At 67.9% G+C, this 25,388-nt stretch carries 23 protein-coding genes and 1 tRNA gene; 9 read left to right on the plus strand and 15 right to left on the minus strand.

The annotated features are described in order from the left end of the window. Position 1: 1 nt before the first annotated feature. The 5 genes from AABN02_RS02070 to AABN02_RS02090 are packed head-to-tail and all read right to left on the minus strand — an operon-like array spanning position 2 to position 4,440. Positions 2-799: a M90 family metallopeptidase gene (locus AABN02_RS02070; protein WP_338413263.1), complete on the minus strand. Its 798-nt coding sequence runs from the start codon at positions 797-799 to the stop codon at positions 2-4. Continuing rightward, positions 793-1,584: a UDP-2,3-diacylglucosamine diphosphatase gene (locus AABN02_RS02075; protein ID WP_338413264.1), complete on the minus strand. Its 792-nt coding sequence runs from the start codon at positions 1,582-1,584 to the stop codon at positions 793-795. The genes AABN02_RS02070 and AABN02_RS02075 overlap by 7 nt, the downstream gene beginning before the upstream one ends. Then, positions 1,581-2,087 carry a peptidylprolyl isomerase gene (locus AABN02_RS02080; protein WP_338413265.1) on the minus strand — a complete coding sequence of 169 codons (507 nt, stop codon included), beginning with the start codon at positions 2,085-2,087 and terminating at the stop codon, positions 1,581-1,583. Before AABN02_RS02080 ends, AABN02_RS02075 begins: the two co-directional genes overlap by 4 nt. A 2-nt stretch (positions 2,088-2,089) precedes the next feature. Next, the gene (locus tag AABN02_RS02085; protein WP_338413266.1) at positions 2,090-2,659 is read right to left on the minus strand and encodes a peptidylprolyl isomerase; all 570 of its coding nucleotides are present in this window, start codon (positions 2,657-2,659) and stop codon (positions 2,090-2,092) included. Continuing rightward, a complete protein-coding gene (locus AABN02_RS02090; RefSeq protein ID WP_338413267.1) occupies positions 2,656-4,440 on the minus strand; it encodes a L,D-transpeptidase family protein in 1,785 nt (594 codons plus the stop codon). Before AABN02_RS02090 ends, AABN02_RS02085 begins: the two co-directional genes overlap by 4 nt. A 129-nt stretch (positions 4,441-4,569) precedes the next feature. Between AABN02_RS02090 and cysS the strand changes: the two genes are divergently transcribed. From cysS to AABN02_RS02130, 8 genes are all read left to right on the plus strand, one after another. After that, positions 4,570-5,958, plus strand: a complete 1,389-nt coding sequence (gene cysS / locus AABN02_RS02095) for a cysteine--tRNA ligase (protein WP_338413268.1) — start codon at positions 4,570-4,572, stop codon at positions 5,956-5,958. Between the two features lie 29 nt (positions 5,959-5,987). After that, positions 5,988-6,659, plus strand: coding sequence for a DNA-3-methyladenine glycosylase (locus tag AABN02_RS02100; protein ID WP_338413269.1), 672 nt, complete (start codon positions 5,988-5,990; stop codon positions 6,657-6,659). A 32-nt stretch (positions 6,660-6,691) separates the two neighbouring features. Next, on the plus strand, positions 6,692-7,660 hold the full coding sequence (locus AABN02_RS02105) for an acetyl-CoA carboxylase carboxyltransferase subunit alpha (RefSeq protein ID WP_338413270.1): 969 nt from the start codon (positions 6,692-6,694) through the stop codon (positions 7,658-7,660). Positions 7,661-7,679: 19 nt separating this feature from the next. Continuing rightward, positions 7,680-9,029 carry a tRNA lysidine(34) synthetase TilS gene (gene tilS, locus AABN02_RS02110; RefSeq protein WP_338413271.1) on the plus strand — a complete coding sequence of 450 codons (1,350 nt, stop codon included), beginning with the start codon at positions 7,680-7,682 and terminating at the stop codon, positions 9,027-9,029. Between the two features lie 39 nt (positions 9,030-9,068). Next, positions 9,069-10,337 carry an aspartate kinase gene (locus AABN02_RS02115; RefSeq protein ID WP_338413272.1) on the plus strand — a complete coding sequence of 423 codons (1,269 nt, stop codon included), beginning with the start codon at positions 9,069-9,071 and terminating at the stop codon, positions 10,335-10,337. Positions 10,338-10,498: 161 nt separating this feature from the next. Beyond that, positions 10,499-13,771, plus strand: a complete 3,273-nt coding sequence (locus tag AABN02_RS02120) for a caspase family protein (protein WP_338413273.1) — start codon at positions 10,499-10,501, stop codon at positions 13,769-13,771. Further along, positions 13,768-16,776 (plus strand): caspase family protein, encoded by a 3,009-nt coding sequence (locus AABN02_RS02125; protein WP_338413274.1) that lies wholly within the window; start codon positions 13,768-13,770, stop codon positions 16,774-16,776. The genes AABN02_RS02120 and AABN02_RS02125 overlap by 4 nt, the downstream gene beginning before the upstream one ends. Before the next feature lie 68 nt (positions 16,777-16,844). Then, positions 16,845-16,935 (plus strand) — tRNA-Ser (locus AABN02_RS02130). 22 nt (positions 16,936-16,957) lie between these two features. Here the strand turns inward: AABN02_RS02130 and AABN02_RS02135 are convergent. The 10 genes from AABN02_RS02135 to AABN02_RS02180 form a co-directional block, all read right to left on the minus strand. Next, positions 16,958-17,356 carry a hypothetical protein gene (locus AABN02_RS02135; protein ID WP_338413275.1) on the minus strand — a complete coding sequence of 133 codons (399 nt, stop codon included), beginning with the start codon at positions 17,354-17,356 and terminating at the stop codon, positions 16,958-16,960. Positions 17,357-17,433: 77 nt separating this feature from the next. Continuing rightward, entirely contained in the window at positions 17,434-17,925 is a 492-nt protein-coding gene (locus AABN02_RS02140) for a hypothetical protein (protein WP_338413276.1), read from the minus strand. 11 nt (positions 17,926-17,936) lie between these two features. After that, positions 17,937-18,578: a hypothetical protein gene (locus AABN02_RS02145; protein WP_338413277.1), complete on the minus strand. Its 642-nt coding sequence runs from the start codon at positions 18,576-18,578 to the stop codon at positions 17,937-17,939. A gap of 33 nt (positions 18,579-18,611) precedes the next feature. Continuing rightward, positions 18,612-18,914, minus strand: coding sequence for a hypothetical protein (locus tag AABN02_RS02150; RefSeq protein ID WP_338413278.1), 303 nt, complete (start codon positions 18,912-18,914; stop codon positions 18,612-18,614). 6 nt (positions 18,915-18,920) lie between these two features. Continuing rightward, on the minus strand, positions 18,921-19,406 hold the full coding sequence (locus AABN02_RS02155) for a hypothetical protein (protein WP_338413279.1): 486 nt from the start codon (positions 19,404-19,406) through the stop codon (positions 18,921-18,923). Further along, complete coding sequence (locus tag AABN02_RS02160) at positions 19,406-20,743, minus strand: AAA family ATPase (RefSeq protein WP_338413280.1); 1,338 nt, start codon at positions 20,741-20,743, stop codon at positions 19,406-19,408. Before AABN02_RS02160 ends, AABN02_RS02155 begins: the two co-directional genes overlap by 1 nt. Continuing rightward, the gene (locus AABN02_RS02165) at positions 20,740-21,195 is read right to left on the minus strand and encodes a hypothetical protein (protein WP_338413281.1); all 456 of its coding nucleotides are present in this window, start codon (positions 21,193-21,195) and stop codon (positions 20,740-20,742) included. The genes AABN02_RS02160 and AABN02_RS02165 overlap by 4 nt, the downstream gene beginning before the upstream one ends. Before the next feature lie 97 nt (positions 21,196-21,292). Further along, positions 21,293-21,868, minus strand: a complete 576-nt coding sequence (locus AABN02_RS02170) for a Rha family transcriptional regulator (protein WP_338413282.1) — start codon at positions 21,866-21,868, stop codon at positions 21,293-21,295. Between the two features lie 148 nt (positions 21,869-22,016). Further along, positions 22,017-22,250: a transcriptional regulator gene (locus AABN02_RS02175; RefSeq protein ID WP_338413283.1), complete on the minus strand. Its 234-nt coding sequence runs from the start codon at positions 22,248-22,250 to the stop codon at positions 22,017-22,019. A gap of 445 nt (positions 22,251-22,695) precedes the next feature. After that, positions 22,696-23,931, minus strand: coding sequence for an integrase arm-type DNA-binding domain-containing protein (locus AABN02_RS02180; RefSeq protein ID WP_338413284.1), 1,236 nt, complete (start codon positions 23,929-23,931; stop codon positions 22,696-22,698). A 328-nt stretch (positions 23,932-24,259) separates the two neighbouring features. Here AABN02_RS02180 and AABN02_RS02185 point away from each other — a divergent pair, with 328 nt between their 5' ends. Continuing rightward, positions 24,260-25,327 (plus strand): acyltransferase, encoded by a 1,068-nt coding sequence (locus AABN02_RS02185; RefSeq protein WP_338413285.1) that lies wholly within the window; start codon positions 24,260-24,262, stop codon positions 25,325-25,327. Positions 25,328-25,388: the final 61 nt, after the last annotated feature.

Raw genomic sequence — 25,388 nt, forward strand, 5'->3', positions numbered from 1 at the left:
ATCAGCGCTGGAAGCGGATCGGGTCCTGTCCGAAGTACGTGCGCAGCAGCGCGTAGACCTCGGGGAATTCGGCCTGCAGGCCGTCTGGTGCCACGAAGAAGGCTTCGGCCGTGACCGGAAAGAATTCTTCCGGGCCCTGCGCGGCATAGGGATCGAGCCAGGTCGGTTGTTCAGCGTCCACCTCTGCGGTGTGCCGGGCCAGTGCGCGCGCCATCACCTCCAGCCATTGCGCGCGCACCGTCCGGTCCGGCAGGGTGGGGACACCATCGACCCCGCCATGGCGCATGTCGAGCACGTGGACAAACTCGTGGATGACGACGTTGTAGCCGTCCTCGGACCGGTCGATCTCGCCGGCCATCTGCACGTCCTGCCACGACAGCATGACCGGGCCGCCCTCCATCGCCTCGCCGGCCAGCACCTCGTCGCCGCTGTGCACGACGCCGGCGTCGTCGCTCCACTGGCGCTGCACGACGACTTCCTGTGGGTGCAGCACGATGCCGACGAAACCGTCGTACAGCGTCAGCCCGCCGGGCAGGTGCAACACGGGCACGCAGGCCTGCGCCGCCACGGCCACCGCCATCGCGTCGGTGAGTTCCAGCCCACCCGCGGTGCTGAATTCCTTCTCGTTCAGAAACAGGGTCGCCAGTGCGCGCAGGTGCAGCAGATCCGGCAGCGGGCGCCGCTTCAGGAAGGGATAGGCCCGCAGCGTCTCCAGCCACAGTTCGTCCGGTATCGCCCGGCGTTCAAGGACCCGCTGTGCGCGCCGCTCGCGCCAGGCATCCAGCCAGCGCTTCAGCATGGCAGCGGCAGGCGCCGACGCTCCACCCCGTCCGCTGTGAGGCGCAGGACCTCGGCGCGCGGCGCGGCCGGGTCGTGGTCCAGGTCCCAGTCGGTCAGCACATGGCGCACCAGACCGTCGCCCAGTGCTTCGTCGCCGGGGCGGTGGGTGTGGCCGTGGACCAGCGTCGTGGCACCGTGCTGGCGCAGCAGCGCGCGCATGGCGTCCCGGTCCAGATCGGGGTAGGCCGCCATGCCCAGCGTGCGCTTGCGCTGTTCGCTGCTGTCGCGCAGGCCGCGGGCGAAGGCGCGGCGGCGTTCCAGTGTCTCGGCGAGGAATTGGTGCTGCCAGGCCGGATTGCGGGCCTGCAGGCGAAAACGCTGGTAGTCCACATCGGCGAGGCACTGCGCATCGCCGTGGACCAGCACCGTGCGGCGCCCGAAGGCCTCCAGCACGCAGACCTCGTCCAGCACCTGCCAGCCGGCCAGTGCGGCGGCACGCGGGCCGAGCAGGAAATCGCGGTTGCCGACCATCATCGCCACCGTGCGGTGGCGGGCGCAGTCGGCGAACTGGCGCAGCACGCGGGTCTCGAAGCTGTCCGCGTCGTCCAGCACATCGTCACCGACCCAGACCTCGAACAGGTCACCGAGCACCAGGACGGCGTCGGCGTCGGTGTGGTGCAGGTAGTCGGCCAGCGCCGCGGCGGTGCGCGGCGTGGCCGGACTGAGGTGCAGGTCGGAGATGCACTCCACGCAGCGCCACTGCGGCGCAGCCCGGAGCACACGGACCGGCACCGTCAGGCTCACTCCACGACCACGGCGCGGGTGATGACCACGTCCTCGACCGGCACGTCGTCGTGGAAACCACGCTTGCCGGTGCGGACCTTCTCGATCTGGTCGACCACGGCGGTGCCGTCGACCACGCGGCCGAACACGGCGTAGCCCCAGCCGGAGGCGTTCTCGGCGGTGAAGTTCAGGAAGTCGTTCTTGGCGACGTTGATGAAGAACTGCGACGTGGCCGAGTGCGGCGCGTTGGTGCGCGCCATGGCCAGCGTGTACTTCTCGTTCTTCACGCCGTTGTTGGCTTCGTTCTTGATCTCGCCTTGCGTGGGCTTCTGCTTCAGACCGGCTTCCATGCCGCCGCCCTGGACCATGAAGCCCTTGATGACGCGGTGGAAGACGGTGCCGTCGTAGTGGCCGCTCTTGACGTAGCTGAGGAAGTTGGCGGCCGACAGCGGGGCTTTCGCGTCATCGAGTTCGATGCGGATGGTGCCGTGGGTGGTGTGCAGATCGACTTGGGGGGCTGCCATGGTTATTTCTCCAGAGAGGCTTTCTTGATGAGGACCGGCTCCAGCGGGACGTTCTGATTGCGTCCGACGGTGCCGGTGGGCACGGCACGGATCTTGTCGACCACGTCCATGCCTTCGACCACACGGCCGAACACCGCATAGCCGTTCCCGTCCTGCGAGTTGGGCTGGTCGAGGAAGGGATTGTCCTTCACGTTGATGAAGAACTGCGAGGTCGCCGAATCCGGGACCATGGTGCGGGCCATGGCCAGCGTGCCACGGGTGTTGCTCAGACCATTGCGGCTTTCCAGCGGGATCGGGGCGCGAACCGGTTTTTCCTTCATCGTCGGGTCCATGCCGCCGCCCTGGACCATGAAGTTGCTGATCACGCGGTGAAACACGGTGCCGTCGTAGTGGCCGGCCTTGACGTACTCGACGAAGTTGGCCACCGACTTGGGGGCCTTGGCGGCATCCAGATCGACCACGATGTCGCCCATCGAGGTGACCAGACGCACCTTCTCGGCGCTGGCGCCACCGCTGAGGGCCAGACCGAGGGCCAGGGCCGCCGCAGCGCGCACGAGCTGAGATGAACTCATTCCAACACTCCTTCAGAAAAGATCTTCCATTGTCCACGCTCCCGGGCCCAGTACTGGCGGCGCAGCGGTCCGTGCACGCTGCCGCGCAGCACTTCGCGGAAGGTGATGAACAGCGCGTCGCCGCCGCTCTGGGCGTCGAGCACCATCAGATCGGCCAGCTGGCGCTCCTTCGCGCCGTGTTCAGCGGCGTCGTTCGCGAGTTGCCTGCGCCATGCGGCCAGGTCCTGCACGCCGTTGTCGAAGGTGCGCGCATACAGCGCCAGCAAGCGGCCCGGATCCGGCTGCATGCGGGCCATGCGCCAGGACTCGACCAGCGCAACAGCCGCGGAGCGGCGCTCCGCCAGCACCTTGGGTTGGACCCATTCCAGGCGCTCGGCGATGACGACCGGCGTGCGGCGCGGCACGAGGTCGTGCATCAGCCGCTCCATGTCGGGGTTGGACAGCACGACGCAGCCGTTGCTGGAGAAGGGCGCGTCGGCGTGCCGCTCGGCGCGGGTGCCGTGCAGCCAGATGTTGGCGCCGGTGCGGTGCAGGCGCCGGTCGTGTTCGTTCGGATAGCTCAGCGGCAGGGCGCCCGCGCCGTAGAAATCGCCTACCTGCCGGCTGTCGAGCTTGCCGGTGATGTCGTAGACGCCCAGCGGCGTGCGCAGGTCGCCTTCGTCCTGCTTGCCCACGCCGAGGCGGCCGATGGCGGCGTAGAGGCTGGCGGTCGGCACGAGCTGTCCGGCCCGGTGCTCCAGCACGAACAGCCGGGAGCGCAGCCCGTCGACCACCACCACCTGGCGCACCGAGGCTGGCAGCAGCAACAGCTCGCGGGGCACCGTGCCGGGTGGCGGCGGCTCTTGCCATGCTGTGAGGCGCTGGCGGGCCTCCAGCTGTAGCGGCGCGATCTGCAGTTCCTGGCCGCCGGGCACCTGCGCCGTGCCGCGCCCGAAGCCACGCAGCACGCCGCTGTGGGCCAGCAGCAGGTCACCGTAGACGAGTTGCGCCAGCGTGAAACGCGGCTGGTCCCGCACGAGCGACTCGGCCGCTTCCAGCGCACGCGCGAGATGTCCCTGCCCGATGAGTCGGTAGACCTGGATCAGGCGCTCTTCCGGAACCGCCCGCTCATGCTCCGGGATCACTTGCGTGGCGGGTGGGGAGTGTGTGGACGCGGGAGCATCGACCGGGACCACGACCGGGGCCCGCCGGTTCAGCGCCCAGGCCGTGGCGCCCAGGGCCAGCAGGACCAGCGAGGCCAGCAGCGGCCGCAACCAGGCCGCGTAATCGGTTTTCTGGGCGGCAACCAGTGCGGGGGTAGCCGAAGCCGCCACGGCCCCCAGGGGCGTTGGTGGCGCCGATGCGGGCGCAGGCGCAGGGCTCCACTGCAGGCCTGTGTCTGCGCTCGGTGGCGTCTCGCCAGACTGGAGGGCGGCGGCGTAGGCGTGGCGGGCCATGTTGAGTTGCAGTTGCAGCAGGTTGTCGTGTGCCAGCGCATGGATGCTGCTGGTGCGCAGGGCCTCGTCGAAGCGCTGGCGTGCCTCGGTCAGGCGTCCCAGCCTGGCCAGCACCACCCCCAGGTCGATCAGCGCCTGCGCCTGGCCGGGCTGGCGCCGCACGCGCTCCTCGAAGAGGGGGAGCGCCTGTGCGTCCTGCTGCTGTGCGACCAGCGCCATCGCCTGCTCGCGCAAGGGATCTGCCGCCGGCGCCACCGGCTCGCCCGCGACGACCGAGTGCATCAGGCCGGCGGTCAGCGACGCCGCCAGCAGCCAGCGGGGGCGGTGCACCTGGAGTTTGATCATGGCCGGATTGTGCATATATTGAACAAGTGCCGGCCCTCGGGACTCGGTCGAACCAGCCGTGTCTGCGCTGGTACCGGGGCTATACTGCCCCGCCGTACCTGAGCTTTCGCGCCCCAAGCGACCCGATCGATGACCCTGCGTATCCACAACAGCCTCACGCGCTCGCTCGAAGACTTCCAGTCCATCGACCCCGGCCACGTGCGCATGTACGTGTGCGGCATGACCATCTACGACTTCTGCCACATCGGTCACGCGCGCATGATGATGGCCTTCGATGTCGTGCAGCGCTGGCTGCGTGCCAGTGGCTGGCAGGTCACCTATGTGCGCAACATCACGGACATCGACGACAAGATCATTCGCCGCGCAGTCGAGCGCGGCATCACCATCCGCCAGCTGACTGACGAGATGACGGCCGCCATGCACGCCGACATCGGCGCACTCGGCATCGAGCGCCCGACCCACGAGCCGCGCGCCACCGAGTACGTGCCGCAGATGCTGTCGATGATCGGCCTGCTCCACGAAAAGGGGCTGGCCTATCAGTCCGGCAACGGCGACGTGAACTACGCGGTGCGCCGCTTCCCCGGCTACGGCAAGCTCTCGGGCAAGTCGCTCGACGACCTGCGCGCCGGCGAGCGCGTGGCCGTGGCCGATGGCAAGGACGATCCGCTCGACTTCGTGCTCTGGAAATCCGCCAAGCCGGAAGAGCCGGCAGACGCCAAGTACCCCTCGGCCTATGGTCCCGGCCGTCCCGGCTGGCACATCGAGTGCTCGGCCATGAGCTGCGCGCTGCTCGGCGAGACCTTCGACATCCACGGCGGCGGGCTGGATCTGCAGTTCCCGCACCACGAGAACGAGATTGCCCAGAGCGAAGGCGCCACCGGCCAGCGTTTCGTGCGGACGTGGATGCACAACGGCTTCCTGAACGTCGACAACGAGAAGATGTCCAAGTCGCTGGGCAACTTCTTCACCATCCGCGACGTGCTGAAGTCCTACGACGGCGAGACGCTGCGCTTCTTCATGCTGCGCGTGCACTACCGCAGCCCGTTCAACTTCAGCGACGCCGGCCTCGACGACGCTCGCAGCGCGCTGCGCCGGCTCTACACCGCGCTCGACGCCGTGGCCCCCGACACGGCGCCCGCCGAGATCGACTGGACCCACCCTGCCGCCGCCCGCTTCAAGGCCGCGATGGACGACGACTTCAACACGCCGATCGCCGTGTCGGTGCTGTTCGATCTGGCCGGCGAGGTCAACCGCAGCCGCTCGGCCGAGACTGCCGCGCTGCTGTGGCGCCTGGGTGGCGTGCTGGGCGTGCTGCAGCAGGCGCCGCGGCAATTCCTGCAGGCGGGTGTCGGCACGGCCGCGATCGACGAGTCCCACATCCAGGCGCAGATCGCGGCCCGTGCCGCGGCCAAGGCCGCGCGCAATTTCGCCGAGGCCGACCGCATCCGGGCCGAACTTGCCGCGCAGGGTATCGTCCTCAAGGACAGCGCCCAGGGCACGACGTGGGTCCAGGCCTGACGCCCGCCGCCGCCACCGAGTCTCCCGCCATGAGCCAAACCCCTGTGGACGAGGGCGGCGAGCCGCTGCTGGTCACGCCGCCTTACTGGGATGACGCCTGCGGTCACCTGTCGCGCCGCGACCGGGTGATGAACAAGCTCGTCGAGCGCTTCGGCGCCGTGCGGCTGCAGAGCCGGGGGGACGCCTTCACCACGCTGGCACGCTCGATCGTCGGCCAGCAGATCTCGGTCAAGGCGGCGCAGTCGGTCTGGACACGGTTCGTGGCACTTGGCGTCGGTTCGCGCTATCTGATCACGCCGGCCGCCGTGCTGGCGCTGCCGGAGCCGGTGCTGCGCAGTGCCGGCCTGTCGGCGCGCAAGGTCGAGTACCTGTGTGACCTCGCCCGGCATTTCGAGGAAGGCGGCCTGCAGCAGTTCCAGTGGGACGCCATGGGCGACGAGGCCATCATCGACGAGCTGGTGGCGATCCGCGGCGTGGGTCGCTGGACGGCCGAAATGTTCCTGATCTTCTACCTGATGCGGCCGAATGTGTTGCCTTTGGACGATGTCGGACTGATCAAGGGCATCAGCCTGAACTATTTCAGCGGCGAGCCAGTCTCACGTGCGGAGGCCCGCGAAGTCGCCGATGCGTGGGCGCCGTACCGGTCGGTGGCGACCTGGTATGTCTGGAGAAGTCTCGACCCGTTGCCCGTCACGTACTAAACTTAAGTACTGACCCAGAAGGATCAATGCATATGAGCAAGAAACATTTCCTCGAATTCGAGCAACCGATCGCCGAACTCGAAACCAAGATCGAGGAACTGCGCTACGTGCAAAACGAGTCGGCCGTCGACATCTCCGAAGAGATCGACCGCCTGTCCAAGAAGAGCCAGCAGCTCGCCAAGGACATCTACTCCAGCCTGTCGCCGTGGCAGGTCACGCAGATTGCGCGCCACGCCCAGCGTCCCTACACGCTGGACTACGTCAACGAGATCTTCACCGACTTCCAGGAGTTGCACGGTGACCGCTCGTTCGCGGACGACAAGTCGATCGTCGGCGGACTGGCCCGGTTCAACGGCCGTGCCTGCATGGTGCTGGGCCACCAGAAGGGCCGTGACACCAAGGAACGCGCCATCCGCAACTTCGGCATGGCCCGCCCCGAGGGCTACCGCAAGGCGCTGCGCCTGATGAAGGTCGCCGAGAAGTTCGGTCTGCCGGTGTTCACCTTCGTCGACACCCCCGGCGCCTATCCCGGCATCGGTGCGGAAGAGCGCGGCCAGTCCGAGGCGATCGGCCGCAACATCTTCGAGATGGCGCAGCTCGAAGTGCCCATCATCACCACCATCATCGGTGAAGGCGGCTCCGGCGGCGCACTCGCCATCAGCGTGGCCGATCAGGTGCTGATGCTGCAGTTTTCGGTCTACTCGGTCATCTCGCCGGAAGGCTGTGCCTCGATCCTGTGGAAGACGGCCGAGCGCGCCAGCGACGCCGCCGATGCGCTCGGCATCACCGCGCACCGCCTGAAAGCCCTCGGCCTGATCGACAAGATCGTCAACGAGCCGGTCGGTGGCGCGCACCGCGACCACAAGCAGATGGCCGCCTATCTGAAGCGTGCGCTCAATGACGCGCTGCGCCAGGTCGTCGATCTGCCGACCAAGGAACTGCTGGACCACCGCTACAACCGCCTGCGCAGCTACGGCCGCTACACCGACACCAAGGCCTGATCCCTGGCCCGATCTGCCCGTGACGCCCCGCCCGCTGGCTGTGGCCTGCAGCGGCGGGCGCGACTCGATCGCCCTGCTGCACGCGACCTGGCGTGCAGCGCAGGTGCTGGCCGATGCCACTGGCCATCCGCACCCGATCCACGCCTTCCATGTCCACCACGGACTGAGCCGCCACGCCGACGACTGGCTGGCGCATTGCGCCGAGCAGTGCGCGCAGTGGCGAGGGCAGGGCGCCGATCTGCAGTTCCATGCACGCCACCTGCATCTGCATCGGTTGCCGAAGACCGGTGACAGCATCGAGGCACTGGCGCGCAGCGGACGCTACGCCGCGCTGGCGGACATGGCCCGCTCGACCGGCTGTGACACCGTGCTGCTCGCCCACCACCGGGAAGACCAGGCGGAGACCTTCCTGCTGCAAGCCCTGCGCGGCGCCGGGGCGGCCGGGCTGGCGTCGATGCCTGCGTCCGTCTGGCGCGATGGCATTTGCTGGCGGCGCCCGTGGTTGCGGCATCCGCGAGCTGCCATTGAAGCCTATGTCGCGCAGCACGGCCTGCAGCACATCGAGGACGACAGCAACGCCGACCCCCGCTACGCCCGCAACCGCCTGCGCCTGCACCTGTGGCCGGCGCTGACGGCGGCCTTCCCGCAAGCGCCCCAGGTGCTGGGTGATGCCGCCCGCCATGCGCAGGATGCGGCCGAGTGTCTGCAGGCGCTCGCCGAGATCGATCTGGGTGCCGTGGCCGTGCAGGACGGTCTGGACGCCCGGACCGCTGTGGCGCTGGGTGGCGCGCGGCTGCGCAACCTGCTGCACCTGTGGCTGCAGCGCACGGTGGGCGAGCCACCGCGGGCGAGCTGGCTGGACCGCCTGTCGCGGGAACTGCCGACCTGCACCGACGCCCGCTGGCCGATGGCCGGGGTGGGTGAACTGCTCCTGTGGCGCGGCGTACTCCGCTGGAGTGCGGTGATGCCGGTGGCCGCGCTGGCGGCCCCTGTGGCCTTGCCGGATCTGCGCGTCGAGCGGTGCGTTCCGCTGCCGACCTTTGGCGGCGTCCTGCACATCGACCCAGTCGTGCAGGGCGGTGTCGCGCTCGATCGACTGGCGCGGTTGACGGCACGACCGCGTTCGGGTGGCGAGCAATTCCAGCGTGCGGCCGGCACGCCGCCGCGTGCGCTCAAGAAGCAGTACCAGCTGGCGGGTGTGCCTGCACAAGCGCGTGGCGGGCCGCTGCTGTTCTGCGGCGAGCAGCTGGTGTTTGTCCCCGGGCTCGGGCTGGATGCGCGGGTGGTGGCGTCCGCCGGGCAGCCTCAGGTTGCGCTGCACTGGCGTGCGCACCACACTGAGGATTCCACCTCGCAGGGAACCGGCTAAAATCGTGAGCTTTTCGACTCCCCAGCGAGCCACAACCCCATGGCTTTGATCGTTCACAAGTATGGCGGCACGTCGATGGGCTCGCCCGAGCGCATCCGCAACGTCGCCAAGCGCGTGGCCAAGTGGGCCCGCGCCGGCCACCAGTTGGTGGTCGTGCCCTCCGCCATGAGCGGCGAGACCAACCGCCTGCTCGGCCTGGCCCGCGAAGTGTCCCCGTCTGTCCAGACGGCGGCCGTCACCCGCGAACTCGACATGATCGCCTGCACCGGCGAGCAGGTGTCGGTCGGTCTGCTGTCGCTTGCACTGCAGGCGGAAGGCATGGACGCCGTCAGCTACTCCGGCTGGCAGGTGCCCATCCGCACCGACTCGGCCTACACCAAGGCGCGCATCCAGAGCATCGACGACGCCCGCGTGCGCGCCGACCTGGACGCCGGCCGCGTGGTCGTGATCACAGGCTTCCAGGGCGTCGACGAGGACATGAACATCACCACGCTTGGTCGTGGTGGTTCGGACACCTCGGCGGTCGCTGTGGCTGCGGCGATGAAGGCCGACGAGTGCCTGATCTACACCGACGTGGACGGTGTCTACACCACCGACCCGCGGGTCGTGCCGGAAGCCCGCCGCCTGGCCACCGTCTCCTTCGAGGAGATGCTGGAGATGGCCTCGCTGGGCTCCAAGATCCTGCAGATCCGCTCGGTCGAGTTTGCGGGCAAGTACCGTGTGCCGCTGCGCGTGCTGTCGAGCTTCACCCCGTGGGACATCGCCATCGAGGAAGAAGCCAAGTCGGGCACCCTGATCACTTTCGAGGAAGACGAGAAGATGGAACAAGCCGTTGTGTCGGGCATCGCGTTCAACCGCGACGAAGCCAAGCTGACCGTGTTGGGCGTGCCGGACAAGCCCGGCATCGCCTATGGCATCCTGGGCCGCGTGGCCGAGGCCAACATCGACGTGGACGTCATCATCCAGAACGTCTCGCACGACGGCAAGACCGATTTCTCGTTCACCGTCCACCGCAGCGACTACCAGCGCGCCTTCGAGCTGCTGAAGTCCGAAGTGGTGCCGGCGCTGGGCGCGGCGGCCGTGGTCGGCGACACCAAGATCTGCAAGGTCTCGATCGTCGGCATCGGCATGCGCTCGCACGCTGGCGTGGCCTCGACGATGTTCCGTGCCCTCAGCGACGAGAACATCAACATCCAGATGATCACCACCAGCGAGATCAAGACCTCGGTCGTGATCGACGAGAAGTACATGGAACTGGCCGTGCGTGCCCTGCACAAGGCCTTCGGTCTGGACGGCGAACCCGCCTGATCCATTCGGGTGGTCCCTGACGACGGAGCGCCTCACCCGCGCTCCGTTTTTGTTTTTCAGGCGCGGTGCCCGGCCGCGACGTCATCAGGGTTGTGGAACCCGCGTGTTCCCAGTGGCCGTTCCGGATCTAACCTGCGTGCATTGCGGCAGGAGAGAGCACCATGTCCAGTCAGGTCCACGCGCTGTTGGTCGGCATCAACGCCTATCCGCCGGACGTCGGCGCCCTGTCCGGTTGCGTGAACGATGTGGACCACTTCCGCGACTACCTCGTCCGGAACTTCGACTCCTCCCGCCTCGGCATCGAAGTCCTGAAGGACGCCGATGCGACCCGCGATAAGCTCATCCGCGCCTTTCGCCAACACCTGGGCAAGGCGGGGCCGGGCGATGTGGCGGTGTTCCATTTCTGTGGCCACGGCGCGCGCTGGGCCTCGGCCGCGGCGTTCCACGATTTCTACCCCGACGGCAAGGACGAGGGCCTGGTCTGCGTGGACAGCCGCCAGCCCGGCGGCTACGACCTGGCGGACAAGGAACTCGCTGTCCTGATCGCCGAAGTGTCGGGGCGGGGCGCGCATGTCGCCGTCATCCTCGATTGCTGCCACTCCGGCTCCGGCACCCGGGGCGTCGATGCGTTTCGAGGCTTGCGCCCACGGGTCACCCACGAAGTCACGCGGGAGCGGCCGCTGGAGAGCTACCTCGACGGCCACTATGACCGGCTCGCGAAGTCCGGCACACCGCTCTGGATTCCCACCAGCCCGCACATCCTGCTGGCCGCCTGCGAGCGCACGCAGCTCGCGCAGGAGTCGCCCGACAACAGCGGGGTCTTCACCAGCACGTTGATCGAGGTGCTGGACAAGTCGGGCAGCGACCTGACCTACGCGGACCTGTTCGTGCGTTGCCGCGCGGCCGTTCGCAGCCGGGCGGATGACCAGAATCCGCAGTTCGAGACAGCGGGCGGCTTCAGCGCGGCGAGCGGCTTCCTCGGCCGGAGCGCTTCGCAGACCGCCCGCCGCTACAGCGTCTACGCCGATCACGGGCGCTGGAAGATGGACGCCGGCGCGATCCAGGGTGTGCCGACCGATCCGGACCAGCCCGTCACGCTGCGTCTGTATCCCGAGGACGACCAGGCACGGGTCGCGGGCAGCGCCAGCACGGTGCAGGTCGGGCCGCAGAAGAGCGAGATCACGCTCGGGTTCGAGAGTGCTACCTCGGTGCGCTACCGGGCCGAAATCACCAGCCTGCCGGTGGCGCCGCTGCTGGTGGCCTTCGAAGGCAGCGCCGACCAGCGCACGGCCCTGCAGAAGGCGCTCGATGCCGATGGATCGGTCGGTGCCGCGCTCACCGACGTTGCGCAGGCGGGGGCGTATCTGCTGCGTGCGGAAGCGCGCCAGCTGCACCTGCTGCAGCGCGAGACGGATCTGCTCATCCAGGGCGCCGGACTGGGTGGCGGTGCGGAGCAGGCGGCCGATGCCTTGCTGCCCGCGCTGCGGCAGGTGGCGCAGTGGGAGCGCAGCCTCGGCCTGCGCAACCCGGCCACGGCGATGGACGTGGCGCGGGTGGACTTCCAGTTCACCGAGCGGGTGGCCGGGGCCGCCGACCATGTCCACCCCGGCGACGACATCGTGCTGGATCTGGTGAAGACCGGCAGCGACTGGGCCGAGATCCGCGGGGCGATCCGCGCCCGCAACCGCACGGCGCAGACCCTGCATCTGGCGCTGGTGTATTTCTCGCGCGCGTTCGGCATCCACATCCTGTCCAACGATCCGGTGGAGCCGGGCGGTGGCTGGGCGACGCTCTGGGGCGCCAAGCCCGACGACTACTTCTTCCTGGAGGACGGCCAGAACGAGTCGGTCGAGCGCTTCAAGCTGATCGTCAGCACCGAGCAGATCGACGACTTCCTGCTCAGCCAGGAGGATCTGGAGCTGGGGCAGATCGTGTCGCCGACACGGGATGTTCGGGCGGAAGCCGGCACCCGCAGCATCGGCAGCGTCCGGTCTCGCCCGAAGCTGGTGCACCAGAACGAATGGTTCACCCGGGAGTTGCGGATCCGCGTCGTGCGGCCGCTCGACGCCGTGGGGCCGCAGGACCTGTCGATCGCAGGCGGTCAGATCGTCGTGAAGGCCCATTCCAAGGTGAAGGCGCAGGTGAGTCTGGCGTCGGCGCAGGCGGCATCACGCGGTGTCGGGGCGTCGTCGGATTTCTGCCAGGCCTTCGCGCGCCAGGGCCTGTCGCTGCTGAACTTTTCCACCACCCGCGGCGAGCCGCAGAACATCCTCGAACTGACGGACATCCAGCAGGGGTCTGCACTGGCGGACGAGCCGCTGGACATCGTGCTGAAGGTGCCGCTGCAGCCGGACGAGGGCCTGCTGGCGCTGGTCAGCGATGGCCAGCATGTCTACCTGGGCGGCGAGTCGACGCAGGACGACGAGGGGAACACCCATGTCACCGTCGACCACCTGCCGGGCATCGGCGACCGGCGGCGCAGCCTGGGTGGCTCGCTCAAGCTGTACTTCTTCAAGACCTGGCTGCGGCAGAGCAGCGTCAACCAGCTGCGCCGGCTCGAGTTCGATCCGGACGGCAGCTTCCGCTACGAGAAGGGCGGCGTGGCGGAGCGGGTCGCCGCGGCGCAGAACATCCTGCTGCTGGTCCACGGCATCATCGGCGACACCGAGGGCATGGCCACGGGCGTGCAGGCCTGCGGGCTGGACCGGACCTTCGATCTGGTGCTGACCTACGACTACGAGAACCTCAGCACGCCCATTGCCGACACCGCGCGGCAGCTCAAGGCCGATCTGGCGGCGGTCGGCTTGCAGGCCGGGGACGGCAAGCGCCTGACCCTGCTGGTGCATTCGATGGGCGGGCTGGTGTCGCGCTGGTTCATCGAGCGCGAAGGCGGCAACCAGGTCGTGGACCACCTCGTCCTGTGCGGAACACCCAACCACGGCTCGCCCTTCGGCAAGTTCGACGGCGCGCGCAAGATCCTGGGCGTGCTGACCGGGCTGTCGCTCAACTATGTGCCGCTGCTGGTGCCCTTCAGCAGCGCGGTGATGCTGCTGCTGAACCGCTCGAAGCGGGTCACGCCGACGCTGGAGCAGATGGACCCGGACTCCGAGTTCATCCGCACCCTGAACGCGAGTCCCGATCCCGGCATCCCCTACACCATCCTGGCGGGGGATGTGGACGCCTACCAGGAACCCTCCGACGCCTTCTTTGCCCGGATGCTGGCCAAGGTCGGCAAGGGCCCGCTCTTCGAGGCGCTGTTCGCGAACCAGCCCAATGACATCGCGGTGGGCGTGCCGAGCATTCTCGGGGTCGGGCCTGGCCGGGCGGTCGCGCCGGTGGTCCGGAACGTCGCCTGCCACCACCTGAACTACTTCGTGTCGGCGCCCGGGCAGGCGGCACTGCGGGACGTGCGCTGGCAGGTCGGCGGTCCATGAGTTCGCCCGATCCGGCGGCGTCCGGGCGCCCGGGGACGCTGCCGTTTCACCGGCACCACGCCTTCCTCATCGGCATCGACCACTACCAGCACCTGTCGCCGCTGCGCACGGCAGTGGCCGATGCCCGCCGCCTGGCGGAGGTGCTGACGACGCAGCAGGGGTTCCAGGTCCACCCGCCCTTGCTGGATGCCACCGGGGCCGACCTCCGAGCCTTGTTGCAGACCACCTTGCCGCGAGAAGTCGGTCGCGACGACCGGGTGCTGTTCTATTTCGCCGGCCACGGCATCCCGGCCGACGGCGAGGACGGGCCGGCCGGCTATCTGGTGCCGGCCGATGCGCACGGAGACGATCCCTCGACCTTCGTGCCCATGGCCGATCTGCAGCAGGCCCTGAACGCACTGCCGTGCCGCCACCTGCTGCTGATCCTGGACTGCTGCTTTTCCGGCGCCTTCCGCTGGTCGACGCTGCACCGCTCCATCGGCACGCTGATGCCGAAGAAAATCTACAAGGAGCGCTTCGACCGTTTCATCCTCGATCCCGCGTGGCAGGTGATCACCTCGGCGGCCTACGACCAGAAGGCGCTGGACGTGCTGAACGGCCAGGCGACCGGGGCACGGGGTACCGCCGGCCCGTCCGGAGACGCGGCGGCGCATTCACCCTTCGCGCTGGCGCTGTTCGACGGACTCTGCGGCATGGCCGATGCCCGCACCGACCGCGAGGGCGACGGCGTCATCACCGCGACCGAGCTGTACGCCTATGTGCGTGACCGGGTCGAGCCCGCGACCCTGGCTTCCGGGCAGCGCCAGCGCCAGACCCCGGGCTTCTTTCCGCTCCAGAAGCACGACAAGGGCGAGTTCATCTTCCTCGACCCGGACAACATCCTCAATCTCCCGCCGATCCCGCGGCGCAGTCCCTACATGGGCTTGGCGTCGTTCAACGAGGACGACCGGCTGCTGTTCTACGGCCGCGACCGCGTCATCGAGGACCTGCGTGCCCGCAGCGAAAGCTGCCGGCTGCTGGTGGTCAGCGGGGCGTCCGGCACGGGCAAGTCGTCGGTGGTGAAGGCGGGGCTGTTGCCGGTGCTGCGGGCCGCCGGATTCGAGATCCTGCCGGTGATCCGGCCGGGGGTGCATCCAGTGGCCGTGCTGACCGAGGCGTTGGCCGGCATCGAGCCGACCAGGGCGGTGCTGGTGATCGACCAGTTCGAGGAACTGATCACCCGCTGCAGCGACGACCAGGAGCGGCAGCAGTTCCTGAAGCGGCTGCACCAGCTGATTGATGGGGAAGGGGGGATCCACCGGATCATCCTGACGGTGCGGGCCGACTTCGAGCCGCAGTTCACCACCGGCGAGCTGAAGACGCACTGGATGGCCGGACGCTGCACGGTGCCGCCGTTCAGCCTGGAGGAGTTGCGCGAGGTGATCGAGCTGCCGATGGTGCAGGAGGTGCTGGTCTTCGATCCGCCGGAGCTGGTGGACGACATCCTCGCCGAGGTGGTGCAGTCGCCGGGGGCGATGCCGCTGCTGTCGTACGCGCTCAACGAACTCTACGAGGCCTACTGCAGCAGCGGCCGCTCGGACCGGGCGCTGCGGGGCGATGACTACCAGCGGCTCGGGGGTGTCATGGGCGCGCTGCGCACCCGGGCCGACGCGCTGCTGGCCGAACTGGATCCGGCGCAGAAGAACACGATGCGGATGCTCATGCTGCGCATGGTGTCGGTGGAAGGTGACCTTGCCAGCAAGCGGGTGGGGATGGACGATCTGGTGTTTCTGGACGATGAAAACGCGCGGGTCGGGCAGGTGCTGGAGCGTCTGGTGGAGGCCCGGCTGATCGTCCGCGGCGAGGACTACATCGAGCCGGCCCACGACGCACTGGTGCGCGCCTGGAAAACCTTGCACGAATGGATCCACGCCGTGGGCAAGGACCGGCTGATCCTGGGCGCCAAGATGAACGCCGCGGCGATCGAGTTCGGCAAGACCGGGGATGCCGATTACCTCTGGAACACCAACCCGGATCTGGCGCTGCTGGCCCCGGCGCTCAAGCAGCCGACGCACTGGTTCAATGCGAAGGAAGTGGAGTTCCTCCGCAAGAGCGTGGCCCGCAAGAGGCTGCGCGCCCGTGTGGGCTGGACGATCGCCGGCACCGTGGGCGTGTCGCTGCTGGGACTGAGCGGCTTGGCCTGGGTCGAAAAGGGCCGGGCAGAGACCGAGGCGACGCGCGCCACCCTCAAATCCGCGGAGGCCGAAAGCGAGAAGGAACGTTCGGTGCGCAGCCTGCTCTCCTCGATGAAGCTCTACCTGCGAGTTGCCAAGCCGGGCAGTGTCTGTGTGCTGCCCGGATGCACGACGCCCGACGCGGCGGTGGGGGATGGCGCGCCATGGATGTCGATCAGCCGCGTCCCGGCTGGGGTTGTCCGCTATGGGGACGGCGCCGAGGCGTCGCGGGATTTCATGGTGGCGCGCGAGTACGGTCGGGGCCATGTGCTGGTCTATGCCCACGATGGCGTGCTCCGGGATGACGAGATCCGGCCCGGTGGCGACAACCTGCAGTTCGGTGAAAACGCGCTGCGCTGGCTGCTGCGCACCAAGGCGGCCGCGGGTTGCCCGGCCCAGCCAACCATCCTGTTCTGGCCGGGCAGCTACGTGTCCGCGCCCGAGGTGCGGCAGATGCGCCTGCGCATCCAGCAGCGCGGGTGGGGGTTTGCGCAGGTGCAGCCCGGTGCGCTGGACGCAGATCTGCGCTGCGCGGCCGTGCTCTGGTATTCGAGCGACTGGGATCCACCGCCGGATTTCGCGACCCGCGATGTTCCTTCGATCGAGCAGTTCGTGCGCGCGGGTGGCGGCTTGCTGGTCGGTGGTCTGGGCTGGTCCCAGGCGCAGTACCAGCCCGGACAGCGCTATGCGGCCAATGACCTCGGCGCACCCTTTGGTTTCCGTTTCACGCGCGACTATTTCGAGGCGGATGCCCGCAAGCCGATTCCGCTGGATCCTGGTGGCGCGCCCTGACGAGGACAGTGTTCGGCAGACCGGTTTACAGGACCGCCAGATTTGCGCTATAGTCTCATCTCTTCGCCGGAGACGTGACCGAGTGGCCGAAGGTGCTCCCCTGCTAAGGGAGTATGTACCAAAAGTGCATCGAGGGTTCGAATCCCTCCGTCTCCGCCAGGATCTGGCCCAAGTGATTGATTCACTTGGGCTTTTTTCTTGCCAGTTCGGGTCTTCCACCATCGCGCCCACCATCCCGGAACATGCTTGACCCGATGCGCTCGGGCAACACCAGCCGCGACGAGCTGGCGCTGGTCAACGGGTAGCAGTCAGCCGAAACAGCCAAGCACCGCCGGCCAGCAGCACCACGGCGGCCAGGATCTCGACCAGCACCGCCGGCCAGCACCGCGTCGTCCGGCAGCTGCACGAGGTCGATCAGCAGCACGACGGTGGCCTGGGCACCGCCGGCCAGCACCGTGTCGTCCAGCAGCGCCAGCGGCGGACCATCTCGCGCACATCCTCCAGATGGTCGGCGCCAGCCAGCAGCGCCAGCAATCGCCCTCGGTTTCAGGGCATCGCGCAGACGCGGCAAAGCCCGCACGGTGGCGGGCCTTGAGGTGGGGGCGGTGCCGGTCAGGTCGTGCCCGGCGCTGATGTCGCGTTAAAACCAGAACCCCCCTAGGAGGGGCTGCAGAACAGCGGAAGAGCGGGGGCCGAATTACCCGCGGGTGAATCACCACAAAGGACCCGCGACCCGGGGGGTGGGGTCAGCACGCTGGCGGCATCCGTCTCCCGGAAGACTGCAGCCCATGCGGACAGCGTCCCCTCGGTCGCCATCCCGTAATCGAGCCAGCCTTCCACCGGCACGCCCAGCACCGCGGCCAGCGGCCACACCGCGCGCCACTCGTCGCGGTCGCGGCGCACGAACAGAACAGGGATCTCGACCCCGCGGGCCTGCCGGACAGCTTGGTTCCAGAAGTTGCGCAGGTCTGCCCGGTCCACCTGGGCGTGGCGCTTGCACTCCACTGCCCAGCCCGGTACGCCCACGAGGTCGGTGTCTTGGCTGTACTGCGAGACACGGCGGCGAATGTCCAGACCGGTCAGCTCTCGCAGCAGTCCGACCAGCTCGCGCTCGCCGGCTGCGCCCTTGTTGCGGCTATGCGTTCCCATGCTGCACCTCGTCAGAACGTGTCCATGTCGGCGGGCGTGCCGTCAGGATCTGCGGCTGGCGCGGGCTCTGGGTCTGGCATGCACAGCACGCGGCGGCGCTCCACGCTCTGGTCAATCTGCTGTTGCAGCCACTCGGGCAGGGCCTCGAACACCGCGCTATCGAAGTCGTCCAGGTCAAGGATGCAGTTCGGCAGGATCGGCGCCGGCTTCGTGGCACGCATCGCGGCAGGCAGCGGGCTGAGGCTGCTCACTGCGGCATAGGCCTTGCCTGCGCCACTGGTGCGGTGCGTGACGTTGCACAGGCCATAGGCGCCCAGAAGCCGAGCCATGTCGAAACCTAGCAGCTCTTCGGGCGTGAACGGGCGACCGCGCCAGCTCTCCAGATGCGCGCGCAACTTCGCCTTCTTGCCGAGGGATGCGGTCAGCTCCAGGCCGATGGTCAGCGGTCGGCCATCGTCGCGGGTGAGTGGCTGGCCGGCGTCATCCTCGCCGTGAAGCTCGAACTCGACGCGAAGCTTCTTCATCATCTTCTGCTCGCCTTCGAACACCTCCGGTTGCGTGCCTAGATCGACAAGGCGGAAGCAGCGCGCGAGATGGACGCCAGCGGGGACGATGCGGTGGGTGGTGCCCGTATCGGCGACGGTGAGGCTCATGGCGTTTCCTTGGTGCGTGATGTGGGGGCCTGTTCAGGCAGCGGCGCAGGCGCGCAGGTCTGCCAGCCATGCATCGGCGTTCGGGTAGATCCCAGCTCCGGGAATCTCCACGACGCCGTGGTGGTGCCGGACAGCCCATGCATGCGTGTCCAGCTCTGCGTCGTCACCGGCCAGGGTGACGGGCTCGGCGCGGGCGGCGTGCCCTTCGCGGGGCGGCGTGCAGCTCCAGGCGATGACGGGTACTGCGCAGAAGGCGAGCGCGTCGGCGTCGGCGATCAACAGGTTCGTGCCGGCGGTGGCGGGGATGATTTGCGGAGTGGTCAGGTTCGGGTTCATGTCGGGTCAGTCCTTGGCGGTCGGGGTGAAGGCGGGGCAGCGGATCAGCTCATGGACCGCGCCATGGGTGAACTGCTGAGGTGGGCGAGCGGTGCAGCCGCTGCCACGCAGACGGGCGCACTCAAGGCATGCGTGCATGTCGATCAGGGTCCGATCGCGCCACAGCAGGCGGTCGGCGATCTGCTCGGCGTCGTCCAGGCTGTAGCCGGCTCGGCGGGCGACGTTGACCCGTTGGACCATGCATGTGATCTCGGCTTCGGACAGTCCGCACAGGTCCAGAACGCTCGGGCGCGGCACTGCCGTTCCACCATAAAACCGGGTCGGTCGCTGGCGCTGCAGCAGGTCCAACAGCTCGCGCTTGTGGGCGCGGATCTGGGCGCGGTCGGCGTCGGTGAGCTTGTCGCTTGGGCTGGCGAGGATGCGCCCGTCCGGCAGTGGAGCGAGCGTCAGGCCACGGTCACGCAGGCGGCCAAGGATGTCAGCGGCGCCCATCACAGCGCCTCACCACTGGTGCCATTCGTGCCCTCTGCTCTCCATTCGTGCCCATTCGTGTCAGTCGTGCCCTCACTATTTGAAGGGCACGAATGGGCACGAATGGGACCGGAAGGGCACGAATGGGCGTCGTCCGGGATCTCGGTGGAGTCGGGAAGCTTCCAGTACGAAGACATTTCCTTGCCGAAACCGGATCGTTTCACCACGATCCCGATGCGGTGGCGGGCGGCTCGCACCTGTTTGTCCGAGAAGCCTTCAGCCTTCAGCCGTGCCTTGATCGCCTCGCTCGGCACCATGTCCCGGCCAATGAATCGAATCAGTACCTCGTCGATTCCGTCCGCCTTCGCGGTGCCGTCCGGCGTCTCTTCTTCGGCTTCAGCCTCCGCCATAAGCTCGCGCGCTGATCCCTCCAGGGCCTCGCCCCAAGTCACAGCCGACGCGATCACACCGGGTATCGCCTCGACCTGTTCCAGGCTGTACGCGAAGCCACCGTTGTCCGGGCCGAGGTTCGACTTCGAGCGCACCAGCACCCGCCGGTCCTCGCCGTCCAGCCCGCGGACCTTGGCGGCCAGCCAGACCAGCCGCACGACGGCGGTGAAGCCGATCGACCCGGTAACGCGCTCGGTCGGGTCACGTCCGGCTGTGCCTTTGGACAAGTGGCTGATACCGATCACGGCGGCGCCAATCTCGGCAGCCAGATCGACCAGCGGCTGAAGCCCTCGCCGGACCTCGCTGTTCTTGTGGCTGTCGCCAGCGATAGCGCTCACGATCGGATCGACGACCAACACGCGCACGTCACCGATGGCTTTCACGGCTGCGGCCAGTTGCACCATGTCGCGCGCCGGATCGAATGGCACAGGCTCGCCATCGACACGGGCACCCGTGACGAAGTGAACCCGGTCCATGTCGGCGCCCATCGCCTTCAGCCTGGGGGCGAGCGTGTCGGCGGGGTCATCCTCGCCGGACCAGACGAGCACGCTACCGACAGGCGAGCGTGAACCGTCCGGCCAGCGTCCGCCAGTCGTCACCGTGGCGGCCACGCTCAAGGCAATGGTGGTCTTTCCCTGACCGGGCGCACCGGCCAGCAGATGCACCTTTCCAGCGGCCAGCCAGTACCGCCACAGCCACAGGATCGGCGTGATCTTGAGGTCTGACGCTCGGGTCAGGATCACGCCGTCCTGCGCGGCGCTGCGTGGCCGGCTGGCGCTGGTCGCCGGCTCGCTCGGCACGTCATCCATCCACTCGGGCGGCTCGGCGCCGGGGCGGTGCTTGGCGCGGATCTGCGTGTCCACCAGGGCGGCGGCAGCGTCCAGGCTCTTGTAATCGGGGCGGCTCATCGTTGGCTTTCGTCGGTCAGGTATCGGATGCGTGCGGCGGCTTCACGCAGTCGCTCGCGGTCGGTGTCGGTCAGCACGTGGCCGTTGCTCAGGTTCTCGGCTGCGACCATGACCAGGAAGCTCTCGGCGGCGATCAGCTCCAGGGCCTGCATGGGCGGCAGCATCCCGACACGGCGCGGCGCGCTGGCGGCCTTGCCGGCTTCACGCTCACGGGGCGGGAACAGGGCGGTGACTTCCAAGCCGAGCGCGCTGGCGATCTGCGCCGGGGTGCATTCGCTCTTCCAGCACTTGACCAGGACGGCGCCGGTATCGCCGGCCTTCGCGCTGAACGTGTTGGTGTTGCGCTCGCCACAGACCGGGCAGGCGGCGCGCAACTGACCAGACCCGAAGTAGCGGACCCGGCCACGCTGCTCAAGCGCCGACGCGACGTTGTTGAAGGGGTCGGCGCTCATGTCCCGGCACCCAGCACACAGCAGCCGGGCAGCAGCACGGGCAGCAGGACCAGCACGGCGGCGGCGGCTCGCTGCACGAGGTAGATCAGGCGCGCGGTCATACGGCACCGCCTTGCTCGATCGAGAACAGATCGCGCTGCACCAGCGCCAGCAGTGGCGCAGATTCCAGGTCGTTCAGCCTGCGCAGGCTGCGCAGCTTGCCGAGCGTGCGGGCGGCATCGCTGGCGCACGCCTCGATCTGTTGGCGCTCGGCGTCCAGGCTGGCGAGCTGGGCGACAGCAGACCATCCTGAGGTGGCGCGCTGGCGCTGCAGCTCGGCGGTGGCGCGGGCGAAGTCCTTGACCATCCGCACCTTGAACGCTCGAACCGCTTCGGTGTTGCGCTGGTACAGGAACAGCAGCGCGGCCTGAGGTTCGGTCAGCTCGGCGTACTCGGTGGGCGAGCCCTGGGGGTTAAGTCGCGTTCGAAACGCGACTTCGCCGAACTCTTCGAAGTCCGCCAGATGCTCACGGACCAGTGCGAGCACGTTTTTGTGTCGCAGTCCGGCGGCGGCGGCTACTCGCTCGGTCGTGGTGACGGGCTGGCCGTCCTGCACGATGACGATGCTGTTCAGGGTGGGGGTGGTCGGCATCGGGCAATGCAGCGGCTGCACCTTGATGAAGGCGTTCTTCATGGTGGTGGTCCGGGTTACCCGATGCGGGCGAGATGCGCCATGGCGGCGCGGTGTTGATCGTGGGGGCGGATCATGGGAAGATCTCTCCGTTCATCTCGGCTTTGTTGAACACGGCTCGCCAGTCCCAGCCAGGACTGAGCGGGCCTTCTTACTTCTGGGGCGAGCACTGCGCCGTCCCAGCCAGGGCGCGGCGCAGGTCGCCGGCTTTCCAGTACGTGGTGCCCACATCCCGGTGGGGTTTCGGGATCAGTCCCGCCTTTACGCGTCGCCAAACGGTATTTGCGCTCACGCCGTACAGCGCGGCGGTGGTACCTATGCGAACGCGGGCATCGTCGGGCGCGGTGGCGAAGGTGGTCAGGTCAAGGGTGGGCTGGCGCTTCATCAATTGGTTCCTCGTGGTGCTGGGTGTCGTGGTGCATGTAGATCGTGCCGAGGCGAAACGATCAGATCACGGGGCGCGGTGATCGCTCCTAGGGGCGGTTGGTGTCGGCTTGTATCCGGTTGGGTGTCGTGGTGCATGTGCTCATGGTGTCCCGCACGAGGTCGCGGGGCCGTAACAGGCGCAGCGCGGCGTAACGCCACCGATGACGAGCACTTGTCGTGGACTGCCAGCGGCCAATCGTGGCGACTCGCTCCACCGCCGTGACTTCCCACACGTGAAGGACACCGTACCGGGCCTTTTCTGGTGGGCTGGCCGTCCAGGCGTAACACTCGGTCGCCGTCGATCTGGCGTGCAGATGACAACGTGCAACGGCATCGCGCAACACCTTGTTTCTTCTGCCGGTCGGCCAGCAGCACCTCGGTGGCGCCGGCCAGCGGCATGACGTTCAGGCGGCACGCGCAGCCCCGATGCCGATCACCTCGGCGGTCGTGGTCCGTGCGCACCAGCTCGCCCACTCGCTCATCAGGCGCTGGCGCTTCTCGAACAGATCACCGCGCCGGTAGGCGGCTTCCACCTTGTCGCCGATGGTGTGCGCCAGGGCCATCTCGGCGACGTGCTGCGGGTAGCTGGTGGACTCGGCGCACCAGTCGCGGAAGGTGGAGCGGAAACCGTGGACCGTCACCGGCACGCCCAGCCGCTTGAGGGTGGCGCCCATCGTCGCATCGGACAGCACGCCACCACGCGGGGCAGGGAACACCAGATCGTTGCCGACGATGCGCGGTAGACCGGCCAGCAGCGCCAGCGCGGCATCGGACAGGGGGACGCGGTGTTCCCGGCCAGCCTTCATCCGGTCGGCGGGAATGGTCCATGTCCGGGCCTCGGTGTCGATCTCGCTCCAGGTGGCGCCCCTCGCTTCGCCTGAGCGTGCGCCGGTCAGGATGGCGAACTCCAGGCAGCGGGCGCCGACTCCCTCGGCAGCGCGCAGGCGGACCATGAACGGGCCGATCTCGCGCCAGGGCAGTGCGGCGTGATGCCCGGTCGTTGCCACCTTGGACGGCTTCGGAAGCAGCTTGTCCAGGTGTCCACGCCATCGGGCAGGGTTCAGCCCCTCACGCTCGCCGCGGGCGGTTGCCCAGTCGATCACCAGTTCCAGCCGAGCACGCAGGCGGGTGGCCGTCTCGGTGCGGTCGCGCCAGATCGGTTCAAGGACAGCCAGGACATGCGACACCTCGATGTGACGAACCAGCATGGCGCCGATCACCGGGCCGGCATAGGTCGCCAGGGTGTTCTCCCACTGCTGCGCGTGCTTGGCGTTTTTCCAGCCGTCGCGGTGCGCCTTGATGTAGGCGGCGCAACACTGGTCGAACGTCATGCCCACCGTCTGCGCGGCGATCAGCAGGCTACGGGCTTCGCGGCGCTTCTCTACTGGGTCGATCCCCTGCACGATCTCCGCACGGATGACGCGGGCCTTTGCGTGGGCATCGGCCAGCGTCACATCCGGGAACGCGCCTAAGCCGATCTCGCGGCGCTTGGTGCCGGCCACAACGCGCAGCACCCATGCACGGGTTCCAGTGGGCGACACCTTCAGCCCGAGACCGGCCACCGTGCCGACAGCGTGCCAGCCGGTCGCCGTGATGCGCTTCACCTCTACCGCCGTCAAGTCCTTCGCTCGCTTTGGCATGTGCCACCTTCCAATCCACCATAGAAAAAGTGATTGAAGGATATGAGGTGGTGCCTATTGGTGCAAGCAATCCAGTATTTCCCAATGGGGACAGTGACTTAGCGGTGCGGTCTGGTGTAGCTTGATGCGGGCAATCGGCGGCCTCCGTCTCCGCCAAAGAGCTTTCATGCGCATCACCCCTGTGATCTTCGGGTCACAGGGGTTTTTGCTTTGTGGCGACTGAGGCTGGTCTTTTCCTCTGGTTTGTCTTCATTTGGCTGCAATGGCGAATTTGTCACATCTGGTTACGATGTGGCCGTTTCCAAGGAATGGCCCGACGATGACACAGATGGAGATGGAGATAGGCAAGAAGCCGGAGCGCAGCCACGAGATCGATCTGCTGCGTGGCGTGGCCTGTATTTCGGTCGTGCTGTTCCATTTCCTGTACCGGGGGCAGCAGGACGACTGGATCACGGACCGGGTGGGGTCGCTGCTGTCCGAGATCGCGCGTTACGGCTATCTGGGCGTGGATCTGTTTTTCATCATCAGCGGCTACGTCGTCTTTTCCTCGGCGCAGGGCATGACGGTGCGGGCGTTCGTCGCGTCCCGCGTGGCGCGTCTGTATCCGGCGTACTGGGTGGCGGTCTGCATGACGGCCGGGCTCGCGTGGGCGCTGGCCTCGCCACTGTTCAGCGTGAGCCCGCGCGATGTCCTGATCAACCTCACGATGCTGATGCACCTGCTCCCGCTGCGGCTGGGGGTGGAACTGGTCGATGGGGCCTACTGGTCGCTGGGCGTCGAACTCCAGTTCTATCTGATGATCGTGGTGGTGCTGTGGACCGGCTCGATGGCCCGCATCGAGGCGCTGCTGATGGGCTGGTTGCTGCTGTCGCTGGTCGATTTCATGCGCCGCATGTACCTGCCGACGCTCTGGCTGGCGCTGGACTGGGCGCCGCTGTTCTCGGCCGGCATCGTGTTTCGCCTGGTCCGGCAGGACGGGCTGACCCGCCAGCGCTACCTGCTGCTGTGGTGCAGTCTCTTGCTGGCGCTGGCCTACGGGACGGCGCCGGACCAGCTGGCCCGCGGGGCGGCCGATGGATCGTCCCGGAACAGCTGGGTCGTGGCGGGCCTGCTGCTCAGCTTCTTCGGGGTCTTCGCGCTCATCGCGGCGCGGCGCTGGCAACTGGCTGCTTCGGGGCTGACGAAGGCGGCGGGCCTGCTGACCTACCCGGTGTATCTCCTGCACCAGAACATCGGCTACATGCTGCTCGCCGCCTGGCGCGGGTCCGGGCTGTCCTTGCCGGTCCGTGTGACGGGCGTGCTGCTGGTCGTCTCGGCGGCGGCCTGGGTGCTGCACGTGGTGGTCGAGCGGCCGTTCGGGCCGCGCCTGCGCCGGTGGGTCGATCCTTCGCGCTGAACGAAGGCTCACTCGTTGATTGCCGACCGTCCCCCCGGTCGGCTTGGGGCAAGATAGGCGC

Source organism: uncultured Sphaerotilus sp., assembly GCF_963924895.1.
In the GTDB taxonomy this organism is placed as follows: Bacteria; Pseudomonadota; Gammaproteobacteria; order Burkholderiales; family Burkholderiaceae_C; genus Sphaerotilus.